Genomic DNA, 14,294 nt, shown 5'->3' with positions numbered 1-14,294 from the left:
TTGGAGTTTAGATGATATTCGCAATAATATAAATGATTTTGTTTATAGATATAACAATGAGAGAATACACTCTTCAATTGGATATGTTACACCACACGAATATTATCTTAAGAATTTAATGCGTGTTTAAAAATTTAAGCATATATTAGTATAAGTTAAGTTTGTCCAATTAGAGGGGAGCAGTCCAAGAGTTGAGGAGGAAACTGGAGTGCCAGTTTCTTTGAAATATAGGGATTAAATTCTAAGGTTATGATATTAAATTAAATAAAGTTATATTCAAAGTTTACAGCCGTAACAAGAAGGACAGGTTCATTTAGTTGTATCACCATAAAAAACTTTAGTACTCAATAAAAAAGGCTAGATAAAATAAATTACCGAGCAAAGAACCAGTACTTGAGCTGCAAAGCAGCGCATCTGTCAGGTACTGGTTCTTTACTTATTTTGTTATGGGGATAAAATAAAAAAAATAAGGATTAAGAATTATGAATTAAGAATTCAGGTGGAAAGTGGCAACCACTTTCTTTTTAATCTATAAATATAATTTGCCTTGCAAATTTATATAAAAGTACGTTGAGAATTACTAGGAACGAAGGGAGTAGTAATGACCACAACTGTTAACTATTAACTTTTAACTCTTAACTATATAAGTCCCATTTGTAATGGATGTAGAATTTTGGAGAAGTGATTATTTAGCTGAAATAGAGGGTTTTAGAATATTAAGAATTATGAATTATCGTTAAAAGAATGACTTTTAAATGTTACTTCTATTTAAAAATTATTCATATTTAAAAAATGGAAGTTGTTTTATAAAAATGAACAACTGCAAGAAAAAAATCTAAAAAAATCTAAAACAAAAGAAAATGCAATAAAAATTCCAATATAATCAATTAAATGTAAAATAAATACTTAAATAAAAATATAAATTAAATAAAATATTACGAAAATATTGAAAATACTTTTTAAATATTGTACAATAAAAATATAAATTTCGTTAAAATAATATCAAATAATATTAAATACTAATTATGGGTAGAATTGAGGAGGATGTTTTGATGAACAGATTTACTTTACCAAGAGATATATATTATGGTGAAAATTCACTAGAGGTTTTAAAAACTTTAGAAGGAAAAAAAGCTATAGTTGTTACTGGCGGAAGCTCTATGAGAAAAAATGGATTCTTAGATAAAATTATAAACTTTTTAGAAGAAGCTAAAATAGAAGTTAAACTTTTTGAAGGTGTTGAACCAGACCCATCAATAGAAACAGTTATGAAAGGTGCAGAAATGATGAGAGAATTTGCACCAGAATGGATAGTTGCAGTTGGCGGTGGATCACCTATAGATGCAGCTAAAGCTATGTGGGTATTCTATGAGCACCCAGAATTAACTTTTGATGATATAAAAGATCCATTTACAATCCCAGCATTGAGAAAGAAAGCTAAATTTGTTGCTATACCATCTACTAGCGGAACAGCTACAGAGGTAACAGCATTTTCAGTTATAACTGACTACAAAAAGAAAATAAAATACCCATTAGCAGATTTCAATATAACACCAGATATTGCTATATTAGATACAGAACTTACTATGACAATGCCTAAAAAATTAGTAGCTCATACAGGAATGGATGCATTAACTCATGCTATAGAAGCATATGTTGCAACTAATAAATCTCATTTCTCTGATCCTTTAGCAATGGAAGCTATAATAATGATAGAAGATAACATATTAAAATCTTATGAGGGAGTAAAAGAAGCAAGAGATGAAATGCATAATGCTCAATGTTTAGCAGGTATGGCATTTTCAAATGCATTACTTGGAATAACTCACTCTATGGCACATAAAACAGGTGCTGTATTCCATATACCACATGGATGTGCTAATGCTATATTCTTACCATATGTAATCCAATTTAATAAAAAAGCATGTGGAGAAAGATATGCTAAAATAGCTAGAACTTTAGGTCTTGCTGGTGGTAATGAAGAAGAATTAATAAACTCTTTAATTGATTGTATAAGACAATTAAATAAAGCAATGGAAATTCCACTAACATTAAAAGAATATGGAGTGGAAAAAGAAGAGTTTGATAAATATATAGACTTTATTTCAGAAAATGCAGTAGTAGATGCTTGTACAGCATCTAACCCAAGAGAAATATCTGTAGATGAAATGAAAAAGATATTTGAATGTACATTTGATGGGGTAGACGTTGAATTTTAATTAAAAAATATAAAAATCACTGATAAATTATCAGTGATTTTTATTATACTTTTATACATTAAATTTTTAGTACTTATTTAAGAAAAATAAGTATAATTGAAGTTAGTTAATAGTTTAGGAGTAAACTGCATCATGGTTTCATTTAACTTAATAATATAATTTGATTTATAAATTTTTAATTCTTAACTAAATTAAGCTGTTTATTATAAGTAAAATTTAATTTTGAATGCTGAATCTTAAAGATTTAAAAATTAGTAATTATGATTGAAACTAAATGGTCAAATTTCAGTGTTATAGTAAAATATAATATATGTAATAGAAGTAAGTTTTAATTTAAAACTGTATTTTTTTACAAGTGATTTAGAATAAAGTTTAATAAGATTTAATATTACATAATTGAATGTGGTAAAATTCGTTTTAATATATATATAAATTAAAAGATTCAAATAATATACTTAATTGTTATTGACTATATTAATATAAGATTATAAAATAGTAATTGAGAAGTTAATAAGGTGTGAATGAAGACTGTTGAAGAAAGCTGGTTTTATTAAGCATGAAAATGTTTAACATATATAATGAAAAAATGAATAGTGGCGCTATGGACTATTCAGGTACAGCTCAATAGTTGGACATAAACCTGGAGAGACTACAAGCACGGAAAAAGTGAAAATGTGATTATGTGGCATCGAAGAAGAAACTCGAATTTTCAGCTTTGGGGAAACTTTCAGATAAAAGGACAGGTGTAAATAGCTCTTTATTGTTGTGTCTATTTACAGGGTCCCTTTTTTTTATTTATTATTGGATAAATATAGGGAAATAAGCTCTAAGTTTTGGAATGTGTAATTTTAAAAGTCAACTTGGAACCCTACATAAGTTAAAACTTGTTTTAAAACAATTTATATAAATTATAAATTTAATTAGTGAAAAGATAATTAATAATAAGGTGGACAAACAATATTATTTTGAGTTTGGAGGAAGTGGATATGTACAAAATAGCAGAAAGAAAAGATTTAGCAGAAAATATATTCTTAATGAATATAGAAGCACCAAGAGTTGCTAAATCCGCTAAACCTGGTCAATTTGTAATTATAAGAAATGATGAGAATGGTGAGAGAGTTCCATTAACAGTTTGTGATACAAACACAGACAAAGGAACAGTTACAATAGTTGTACAAACTATAGGATGTTCTACTAAGGATTTAGAAAAGCTTAATGAAGGCGACTATCTTCACGACTTTGTTGGACCATTAGGAATGGAATCAGAATTATTACATGAAGACATAGAAGAACTAAAGAAAAAGAACATACTATTTATATCAGGGGGAGTTGGTTCAGCTCCAGTTTATCCACAAGTAAAATGGTTACATGAGCATGGTGTAAGTGCTGATGTAATAATGGGATTCAAAAATAAAGACATGGTAATCCTAGAAGATCAAATGAAAACTGTTGCAGGTAATGTTTACACTTGTACAGATGATGGATCATATGGATTTAAAGGAATGGTTACTAATCAATTAGAAGAGTTAGTAAATGGTGGTAAAAAATATGATTTAGTTGTGTCAATAGGACCAATGATAATGATGAAATTTGTATGCAAATTAACAGAAAAATTAAATATACCAACAATAGTAAGCATGAACCCAATAATGGTAGATGGAACTGGAATGTGTGGAGCTTGCAGAATTACTGTTGATGGAAAAACTAGATTTGCTTGTGTTGAAGGACCAGAGTTTGATGGACATAAGGTAGACTTTGATGAGGCATTAAAAAGATCTGGAATGTATAAAGCAGAAGAAGCTGAAAAAAGCTGTAGATTAGGAGGTAACAAGTAATGGCAGTAGATAGAATGAAAAGAACTCCAATATCAGAGCAAGATGCAAAAGCAAGAGCTAAAAACTTTAAAGAAGTTTGTTTAGGATATAATGAAGAAGAAGCAGTAAAAGAAGCATCAAGATGCTTAAACTGTAAAAACAAACCATGTGTTAGCAAATGTCCGGTATCAATAGATATACCTTCATTTATACATGAGGTTGCAGAAGAAAATTTTGAAGAAGCTGCAAAAATATTAAATAGATATACTGCACTACCAGCTGTTTGTGGTAGAGTTTGTCCTCAAGAACTACAATGTGAAAGCAAATGTGTACTTGGAATAAAAGGAGAAGCTGTTGCAATTGGTAAGCTTGAAAGATTTGTTGCTGATTGGTCAAGAGAACATGATGTAGATCTTTCAGAAACTAAAGCTAAAAATAGTAAAAAAGTTGCAGTTATAGGTTCAGGCCCTGCTGGAATAACTGCTGCAGGTGAAATGGCTAAAGCTGGTTATGATGTAACTGTATTTGAAGCATTACATGAACCAGGTGGAGTTTTAGTTTATGGAATTCCTGAATTCAGATTACCAAAAGAAACAGTTGTTAAGCATGAAATAAACAACCTAAGAAAATTAGGAGTTAAAATAGAGACAAATGTAATAGTAGGAAAAACTGTTACTATAGATGAATTAATAAGAGACGAAAAATTTGAAGCTATATTTATAGGTTCAGGTGCTGGTCTTCCAAAATTCATGGGAATTAACGGAGAAAACTTAAACGGAGTTGTATCTGCAAATGAATTCTTAACAAGAAACAACTTAATGAAAGCTTTCAAAGAAGATTCACCAACACCAATAAAATCAGGAAAAAGAGTTTGTGTTGTAGGTGGCGGAAACGTTGCTATGGATGCTGCTAGAACAGCATTAAGATTAGGTTCAGAAACTCATATAGTATATAGAAGAAGTGAATCAGAACTTCCAGCAAGAGCTGAAGAAGTACATCACGCTAAAGAAGAAGGCATTATCTTTGACCTTCTAGTTAATCCAGTTGAAATCTTAGGAGATGAAACTGGTTGGGTTAAAGGAATGAAATGCATAAGAATGGAACTTGGAGAAGCTGATGCATCTGGAAGAAGAAGACCAGTAGAAGTGCCAGGTTCAGAATTTGTTATAGATTGTGACACTGTAATAATGTCACTAGGAACATCTCCAAACCCATTAATACCTTCAACAACAGAAGGATTAGACGTAAATAAATGGAAATGTATCGTAGCTGATGAAGAAACAGGAAAAACTTCAAAAGCTAGAGTATACGCTGGTGGAGATGCTGTAACAGGAGCTGCAACAGTTATCCTTGCTATGGAAGCTGGTAAAAAAGCTGCTGCTGCAATGATAAAAGATTTAGAAGAAAACTAAAAAATTTCTTCAACTAAATAAGGTATGGATTCATATCCTCCTAATTTTTAGGAGGATATGAGTTTACATATAAAAAAATTTAAAAAGTTTCATTGTTTAAACATTTATTATTTAATTTTGTTTCAAAAAAAACAGAACTCAATTTGAGTTCTGTTTTTTTGATATTAAATCCTCTATTAGATTGATTTGATCTTCTTTAGTTAAATTTAAATACTCTTTATAACCACAATGATAGAAACAACCAGTATAGGATTTATGTTCTTTACCATCTTGTAATCTTAAATCCATAGGACAAGGCTGAATTTTTGGATCTCTTGCTTTTAAGTCACCTGTATTTATAGGATGACTATTAAAATCATCAATAACATCCTTATTACCCATTTCTTCACATAAACCAACTAAACCGGAACCACTATTTATATTTTCTATTATTTTTTTTAGAGTATATATGTATTCATCATAAGATAAATTTTTATTTTGCAACGCTTTAATCATAAAAAACACCACCGTTTAATAATAATAGTAATATATATTTAAAAAAACTTTAAATTAAAATTATACATTAAGGATTTAATTTTAATAGAGAAAAGTAAAGTATAAATATATGTTTTCATTTAATTTTAAAATTATAACTTGGTAAATATATAAGTTATAATTTTAGTTTGGAACCTTATATAATTAAAAAAATATACAAAACATAAAATACAAAAATATGTAATCACATTATACACAGGTATGTATATAAAATGTTGATAATTTTTTGAAAATTTAAACTAAGTCTGTGGATAAGTCCATAACTAATACACTTTATTAACAAGGGTAAAAATTACATATGGAATTAAATGTAGATTTTGTAGATAATTTGAATAAATAAAACTATAAAACACTCAAAATTCTACAAAATGCAACTATTATTTTATTATATAACTGTGAATTTATCAAGTAATACACAGACTATGGGTATAAAATTCAAACTATTCACAATTAAGTGTGAATAGTTTTGCTTATTTGTGGATAATTATTGTCAAAAACAAAGTTACTAACAGTTACAAAGTTACATTAATCAACAATGAAAATAAAATTAGGGAAAAATGTAATTGAATTGACTAATTTTAGAAAAGTAGTGTATAGGTTTTTGACAAAAAGATTTATTTCATAGAAAATTTTTAAAAACTAAAATTTAGTTGATAGGTAAGAGGTAAGGCGGTAACTGGACTACTAGTTTCTTTTAAATTTAAGGTAGTGAAATTTTAGTTTGAGAAATAAAACAAACTAAGGCTAGAGTTAAGGTGTAGAGCCATAACAAGAAGGACAGGCGTACCAAAGGATATTTTCCATAAGTTACTTTTTTAGTGAAATCTAAAGGTTTTCAATAAAACTTAAATTAATCAAAGCCGGTCTTTAAGATAGTTAAGAGTTAAAAGTTAAAAGTTAAAAGTTAAGAGTTGATGAGGAAACTGAAGTATCAGTTTCTTTGAACTATAGGGATTAAATTCTAAGATTATGATATTAAATTAAATAAAGCCATATTCAAGGTTTACATCCATAACAAATGGGACAGGCGCGACTAATATAGCTCCATAAAATAGAGAATAGCTCCTACAATTTAATTACCATAAATAAGAAAGTTAGCCAGTCCTTTAAAATAGTTAAGAGTTAATAGTAATAACCACAACTGTTAACTATTCACTCTTAACTTTTAACTGAAAATATAGGATATTTTTAAAGATTTACTTTAATAAAATATTATTTATAGCATTTAATGTGTATTTTATATCTTCAACAGTATTAAAGTGTCCAAAGCTAAATCTTACAGTTCCATCTGGAAATGTTCCAAGGGTTTTATGTGCTGATGGGGCACAGTGAAGCCCACTTCTAGTTGAGATTCCATATTCTTTATTTAATCTGTGGCAAATAATACCGTTATCTAATTCTTTGAAATCAAGTGAAACTACAGCAGTTCTATTATCAGTAGAATCACTACCTACTAATAAATTAGCATCTATATTTTTTATTCCTTCAATAAAAGTTTTTGTAAGTTCTAATTCTTTTTCATAAATAGAATTAACTCCTATTTTATTCAAATACTTTAGAGAAGCATTAAGCCCAAATATACCAGGAATATTTGATGTTCCACTTTCAAATTTGTCGGGCATATATGTAGGTTGTACTTCTAATTCTGATAGACTTCCAGTTCCGCCTTCTATAATTGGTTTAACTAAAGGTACAATATTTTCCTTTATTAAAAAACCTCCAATACCTTGCGGGCCTAATAATCCTTTATGTCCAGTAAAACAAAGAACATCTATGTTTAAATCCATCATATCTATATTTAAAGTTCCAGCACTTTGAGCAGAATCTACTATAAAAATTAAATTATGTTTTTTACATATAGAACCAATATCTTTTAATGGTAGTATGGAACCACATACATTAGAGGCATGAGTAATCACTACTGCTTTAGTATTAGGTGTTATAGCATTTTCAATATCTACAGCCTTTAAATAGCCTAAACTATTACATTGGACTTTAGAAAAAGTAACTCCATCATTCTCTAGTGATGAAAGGGGGCGCATTACTGCATTATGTTCCATTGATGAAATAATAATATGGTCCTTATTTTTTAGCATGCCTTTTAATATCATGTTTAAACTATAAGTTATACTAGGTGTAAAAATTACATTTTCACATTTATTAAAGTTAAAAAGGTCACATAATAATTCACGAGTTTCAAAGACAGTATCTTCTGCTTCTAAGGCATCAAAGTAAGCACCTCTATTTATATTGCAACCTATATTAGTTATATAATTTGAAATTGCATTTGCAACATCAGGAGCTTTAGGAAAAGATGTTGCTCCATTATCTAAGTATATTTTTCTCATTAGAAACCTCCTTATTTATAAAAATAATAGATGAATATTATCTATTAGCCATTTAAATTTAATATATTATGGAAAATTTGTTAGAATTAACATGATGTTCAATACATGTAAAATATTATCAAAAAAAGGGGGATGAGTAAACTATGAAAGAAAAAAGAGGAATTATTTTAGGTGGTGCAATAATTGGTATTTTAGGAGTACTTTCAGTTTATTGTGGTAATCCAAAAAACATGGGGATTTGTATTGCATGTTTTATAAGAGATATTTCTGGTGGATTAGGATTACATAAGGCAGAAATAGTACAGTATGTGAGACCAGAAATAATTGGAATGGTACTTGGTGCATTTGGTATAGCTTTAGTTAATAAAGAATTTTCTACTAAGGGAGGTTCTTCACCATTTCTAAGGTTTATTTTAGGTGCAATGGTTATGATAGGAGCTTTAATGTTCCTTGGATGTCCAACAAGAATGGTACTAAGACTAGCAGGTGGAGATTTTAATGCTATATTTGGAATAATTGGTTTTGCTGTTGGAATTATAGTAGGAATATACTTCTTAAATAGAGGATTTACTTTAAAAAGAAATTATAAGCAAACTAAACTAGAGGGATATGTATTCCCAATAATAAATGTAGGACTATTTATTATGTTAGCTGCAGGTTCAAGCTTATTAATATTTTCTAAAGAAGGTCCAGGTTCTCAACATTCACCAATATGGATTGCTTTGGCAGTAGGATTAGTTGTTGGAGTTATTTGTCAAAGAACTAGACTTTGTATGGTTGGTGGGATAAGAGATATGATTTTATTTAAAGACTCATACTTATTATTAGGATTTTTAGCTATGTTAATAGCTGCATTTTTAGGAAATCTAGCCTTTGGATTTTTCACTCCAGGATTTGCAAATCAGCCAGTAGCCCATACAGATTGGATTTGGAACTTCTTAGGTATGGTAGTTGCAGGTTGGGGTTCAGTTCTTTTAGGGGGATGCCCAATGAGACAATTAGTTCTTTCTGGTGAAGGTAACGTTGATTCAGTTATAACTGTTTTAGGAATGTTTGTTGGAGCTGCATTTTGCCACAACTTTAAACTTGCATCATCACCAAAAGGACCAACTCCAACTGGACAAATTGCTGTAATATTATGTTTAGTAGCATTAGGTGCAATATCATATTTTAGTATGGCAAAGGATGTTAAAGTAAAATCTGATAAAGATATAAAAGGGGGAGTTTCAGTTGATTAAAGTAGATGCAAGAGGAGTATCTTGTCCTCAACCAGTATTAATGACTAAAAAAGCCTTAGAAGAAAATAAAGATGGAATTGTAGTATTAGTAGACAATACTACAGCATGTAATAATGTGCAAAGATTTATGAAAAATGCAGGATATAATGTTTCAGTAAAAGAAGATAATGAAGAATTTACGATAGAGGCAAAAAAATAAATGAATTACTTAGCTACTTTTTTTACCCACTCAGGAGCAATAAAATTTAAAAGATATCTAACAAAAAACAATATAGAAAATGAAGCATTGCCTGTACCAAGAAAATTAAGTTCTAATTGTGGAATAGGGGTAAAATTTTTATACGAAAAAAATATAGAAAAAATTTATGATGAAGATATAGAAAAAATTTTCAAAGTAAAAGAAAAAGGTTATGAACTATTTAAAGACTTTGATATCTAAAAAACAAAGCTATTTTAACAATTGTTAAAATAGCTTTGTTTTTGATTAAGGCATATTATATTTTAAATTCATCTACTTTTTTTAGCATATTATTTGTCATTGTTCTTAGTTTTTCAGTAGCTTTTGATACCTCAGTAGTTACTGCACTGGCTTCCTCAGAAGCTGCTGATATTTCTTCAGCTGACGCACAAACTTCTTCAGAAACTGCAGATGTATTTTCTACCATGGTTAATATACTGTTTTTTCCATCATTAATTTTATCTGAGGATTTGCTTACATCATTAACTTTCGGAAGTACAATATTTATAGCTTGAATTATGCTATTGAATACTTCTATAGTTGAATGAATAATTTCAGTTTGATTATTTAATTCATCATCCATTACATCAGTATTTTCTACAATCACTTTTGTTTCTTTAGAGATACCACAAATGATTTTATTTATATCTTCAGCAGAATGTTTACTTTGATCAGCTAGTTGCCTAATTTCATCTGCTACAACAGCAAATCCTTTTCCACTTTCACCAGCACGTGCAGCTTCGATTGCTGCATTAAGTGCAAGTAGGCTAGTTTGGTCTGCTATGTTGTTTATTAAATCAGTTATTTCATTAACTTTTTTTACATTTGCACCTAAAGAAGCTATGTCAGTAGAAAAGTTTTTAAAACTTTTACTTATATCATTAACTGAAACATCTAATTGATGCATTTTATCACTACTATTACTAGCTATACTGCTGATATCCTTAGAATTTTCATTTATATCAAATATAGCTTCAACAATTCCTTGAACTTCAGAACCAAAGTTTTTTAAAGTGCTTGCAATTTCTATAAGTTCTTCAGCTTGGTTAGTAGTTCCTTTTGCAATGTCATTAATGGAATAGGCAACATCACTAGAAGAAGCAGCTATGGCCTCTGCCGATGAAAATAATTTACCAGTTTCCATATCAATTGTTTTAGAATTATCTTTAACACTAGAAATCATAGATTTTATAGATTCTTGCATTGTGTTAATAGAATTTGCAATTCCACCTATTTCAGATTTGTTTTTTAAGTATATTTCAGGAATCGGTTTAGTAAAATCACCTTGTCCAATTGTTCCTAAGTGGTTTTCAAAATAAAGTATAGGTTTAGTTATCCTATTTGCTATATTAAAACATAATAGAATAGCAATTATTATAGTTAGGATGACTAGTCCAATTATAATCATGCCTATATGGTTAGCAGTTTTTGAAAACTCACTTGTTTCAATTAAATATACATAATTCCAATTTAAGCTACTATTTTTTGATTTATATATACCAACTGAGTAGTTTTTACCATCATCCATTTTAGTATCAATTAATTTTGTAGGTAGATTATTAATATCACTTAAGCCGTTGATTTTTAAGTCGTCTAACTTTTTGCTTATTAATGAAGTGTCTTTAGGATGGGCTAGAATAGTTCCATTTTTATCAACAGGAACGATATAACCGCTTTCTCCTAATTTTATATTATTTATAAGAGCAGACATATTATTAAGTTTAACATCTATTCCTACAACACCTTTAATTTTACTATTTGCATCTTTTATTGCAGAAATAACAGATACAACAATATCTCCAGCGGAGGTAGTATATACATCTGTAACTGCAACTTCATCAGGATTTGAAACAGCTGCCTTATACCAATCTCTTGTTCTTGGATCGTAGCCTTCCTTTCTAGATGAAGCAGGATATTGTAAATAGCCACCATTTTCAGCTACTCCTATATTAACATTTTCAAACCCTTCATGAGTTTTAGTTATGTTTTCAAATTCCTTATATAGAGTTGCTTCATAAGAATTATTTTTTAAAGGAGTCATTTCAACTAAGCCGTTTGTTCCTTTTTTGTCTATGTATGAGGTTATTCTTGAATCTATATTTGAAACTAGTTCAGAATTAGAAAGCATCTTAACATTGTTTTTAACCTCATCAATATACCCATTTAAATATGTATCAACTAAATCTAAGTGATCAGTTGTTGATTTTGTGAAACTAACTTTCGTTTCACTAGATATAATGAAATAAACTATACTATTTACCAAAATCATTAATATTAAAATTAGAAATAAAAACGATGAAATAAGTTTAACTTTTATACTATCTCTTGATAATTTCTTCATATTCATTCACCTACCTAAAATATTATTTAGTATTAATTAATTATCGTTTAAAAGAGTATTTTCTTGATGAATTTTACATAAATACAAATAAATAAAAATACATGGGGAAAAGTAATAACTAAAACTGTTAACTATTCACTTTAAATTAAAAAAGTCCTATTTGTAATGGAGCGAACACTAGGAGTAATTGCTTATTTAAAGGTTTCACTAAAACCAAAATAGGGGTACTGGTTCTTTGCTTTTTTTATTGTGGAAATACAGCAATTTTGGAATCTACAGTTTAAACGAAGAAAATATCCACAAATGAACCTGTCCCATTTGTTATGGAGCTATACTTAGAAAAATATCTTACTTAGGAGTTTTACTTTACTATAGATAAATGCTTAATAGATTAAATTTTTAAAGTCACTATATAAGACTGAACAAAGGTTAGTAACAAAGTGTAGCAGTAACAAGAAGGACAGGTTCATTTAGTTTTATCACCATAAAAAACTTTAGTACGCAATAAAAAAGGCTAGATAAAATAAATTATCGAGAAAAGAACCAGTACTTGAGCTGCAAAGCAGCGTATCTGTCAGGTACTGGTTCTTTGCTTATTTTGTTATGGGAATAGAGTAATTTTGGAATCTACAGTTTAAACGAAGAAAATATCCACAAATGAACCTGTCCCATTTGTGATGGCGTAAAAATCTTAGATAATTACTTACTTAGAAGTTTTACTCTTGTAGATTCAAAATACGTTTAGTATTACTAGAAACGAAGTGAGTAGTAATTACAACAACTGTTAACTATTCACTCTTAACTTTTAACTAGAAAAGTCCCTCTTGTGATGGAGGTAGAACTTGGAGAAATTGATTAGTTAGTTGAAGTAGAGAGTTTGAAAAATTGACAATGGACAATTGACATTTGACAATGATGGAGGAAACTGGGGTTTAGATAGTTAAGAGTTAAGAATTAATAGTTAATAGTTCAGGATGAAACTGGACTACCAGTTTCTTTAAATTTAAGAGAGTAAAATCTGAGTTTAAGAAATAAAACTAATAAAAGCTATATTCAAAGTTTACAGCCGTAACAAATGGGACAGGCACGAATGGTGTATACCCATAAAATAGAGAGTAACTCTTTATATTTAGTTACCATAAGTAAGAAAAGCTAGCCAGTCCCGTAGATAGTTAAGAGTTAAGAATCAATAGTTAATAGTTCAGGATGAAAGTGGAAAACCACTTTCTTTGAAATAAAGTAGCTCTGCTACGTAGCTGTTCGGGACTGGCTTTGAATTTTTAGATAGAAGTATAAAGTTATAAGAGCATCAAGTGCTAGCGAAGAAAATAAGTTTACCGTGCCTGTCCCATTTGTTATGGAGCTATACTTAGAAAAATATCTTACTTAGGAGTTTTACTTTACTATAGATAAATGCTTAATAGATTAAATTTTTAAAGTCACTATATAAGACTGAACAAAGGTTAGTAACAAAGTGTAGCACCGTAACAATAAGGACAGGTTCATTTAGTTTTATCACCATAAAAAACTTTAGTACGCAATAAAAAAGGCTAGATAAAATAAATTATCGAGAAAAGAACCAGTACTTGAGCTGCAAAGCAGCGTATCTGTCAGGTACTGGTTCTTTGTTTATTTTGTTATGGGGATAAAATAAAAAAATTAAGGATTAAGAATTATGAATTAAGAATTCAGGATGAAAGTGGCAAACACTTTCTTTTTAATATATAAATATAATTTGCTTTGCAAATTTATATATAAAAGTACGTTTAGCATTACTAGGAGCAAAGTGAGTAGTAATAACCATAACTATTAATTATTAACTTTTAACTCTTAACTGAAAAAGTCCCTCTTGTTGATGGCGTAAAAATCTTAGATAATTACTTACTTAGAAGTTTTACTCTTGTAGATTCAAAATACGTTTAGTATTACTAGAAACGAAGTGAGTAGTAATTACAACAACTGTCGGACGGCTCCCCTCTAATTGGACAAACTTAACTTATACTAATATATGCTTAAATTTTTAAACACACGTTAAATTCTTAAGATAATATTCGTGTGGTGTAACATATCCAATTGAAGAGTGTATTCTCTCATTGTTATATCTATAAACAAAATCATTTATATTATTGCGAATATCATCTAAACTCCAA

The 14,294-nt window shown here is 29.0% G+C and carries 11 protein-coding genes and 1 riboswitch; of the genes, 7 read left to right on the top strand and 4 right to left on the bottom strand.

The annotated features are described in order from the left end of the window. Positions 1-16 precede the first annotated feature (16 nt). The 4 genes from KQI36_RS17985 (at position 17) to gltA (ending at position 5,445) form a co-directional block, all read left to right on the top strand. Positions 17-130, top strand: a complete 114-nt coding sequence (locus tag KQI36_RS17985; RefSeq protein WP_425321734.1) for an integrase core domain-containing protein — start codon at positions 17-19, stop codon at positions 128-130. Between the two features lie 922 nt (positions 131-1,052). Beyond that, positions 1,053-2,219: an iron-containing alcohol dehydrogenase gene (locus KQI36_RS17350; RefSeq protein WP_010293618.1), complete on the top strand. Its 1,167-nt coding sequence runs from the start codon at positions 1,053-1,055 to the stop codon at positions 2,217-2,219. Between the two features lie 630 nt (positions 2,220-2,849). After that, positions 2,850-2,972, top strand: a riboswitch (glycine riboswitch). Positions 2,973-3,205: 233 nt separating this feature from the next. Continuing rightward, positions 3,206-4,054 (top strand): sulfide/dihydroorotate dehydrogenase-like FAD/NAD-binding protein, encoded by an 849-nt coding sequence (locus KQI36_RS17345; protein ID WP_216451985.1) that lies wholly within the window; start codon positions 3,206-3,208, stop codon positions 4,052-4,054. Then, a complete protein-coding gene (gene gltA / locus KQI36_RS17340) occupies positions 4,054-5,445 on the top strand; it encodes an NADPH-dependent glutamate synthase (protein WP_216451984.1) in 1,392 nt (463 codons plus the stop codon). Before KQI36_RS17345 ends, gltA begins: the two co-directional genes overlap by 1 nt. A 138-nt stretch (positions 5,446-5,583) precedes the next feature. On the opposite strand, the gene KQI36_RS17335 is transcribed toward gltA, so the two are convergent. Continuing rightward, entirely contained in the window at positions 5,584-5,940 is a 357-nt protein-coding gene (locus KQI36_RS17335) for a hypothetical protein (RefSeq protein ID WP_216451983.1), read from the bottom strand. Between the two features lie 1,235 nt (positions 5,941-7,175). Then, on the bottom strand, positions 7,176-8,327 hold the full coding sequence (locus KQI36_RS17330; RefSeq protein ID WP_216451982.1) for an aminotransferase class V-fold PLP-dependent enzyme: 1,152 nt from the start codon (positions 8,325-8,327) through the stop codon (positions 7,176-7,178). Between the two features lie 143 nt (positions 8,328-8,470). Here KQI36_RS17330 and yedE point away from each other — a divergent pair, with 143 nt between their 5' ends. The 3 genes from yedE to KQI36_RS17315 are packed head-to-tail and all read left to right on the top strand — an operon-like array spanning position 8,471 to position 10,004. Further along, entirely contained in the window at positions 8,471-9,565 is a 1,095-nt protein-coding gene (gene yedE / locus KQI36_RS17325) for a YedE family putative selenium transporter (protein ID WP_216451981.1), read from the top strand. Then, positions 9,558-9,764: a sulfurtransferase TusA family protein gene (locus tag KQI36_RS17320; protein WP_216451980.1), complete on the top strand. Its 207-nt coding sequence runs from the start codon at positions 9,558-9,560 to the stop codon at positions 9,762-9,764. The genes yedE and KQI36_RS17320 overlap by 8 nt, the downstream gene beginning before the upstream one ends. Next, entirely contained in the window at positions 9,765-10,004 is a 240-nt protein-coding gene (locus KQI36_RS17315; protein WP_199870502.1) for a putative Se/S carrier protein, read from the top strand. It abuts the gene before it with no gap. Between the two features lie 55 nt (positions 10,005-10,059). Here KQI36_RS17315 and KQI36_RS17310 read toward each other — a convergent pair whose 3' ends face one another. Further along, positions 10,060-12,144: a methyl-accepting chemotaxis protein gene (locus KQI36_RS17310; RefSeq protein WP_216451979.1), complete on the bottom strand. Its 2,085-nt coding sequence runs from the start codon at positions 12,142-12,144 to the stop codon at positions 10,060-10,062. Positions 12,145-14,164: 2,020 nt separating this feature from the next. Continuing rightward, on the bottom strand, positions 14,165-14,278 hold the full coding sequence (locus tag KQI36_RS17980) for an integrase core domain-containing protein (protein WP_425321733.1): 114 nt from the start codon (positions 14,276-14,278) through the stop codon (positions 14,165-14,167). Positions 14,279-14,294 lie beyond the last annotated feature (16 nt).

It is taken from the genome of Clostridium senegalense (assembly GCF_018916625.1).
GTDB lineage: Bacteria > Bacillota > Clostridia > Clostridiales > Clostridiaceae > Clostridium_J > Clostridium_J senegalense.
The sequence above is the reverse complement of the archived record's forward strand: the minus strand, read 5'-3'. Positions and strand labels throughout refer to the sequence as shown.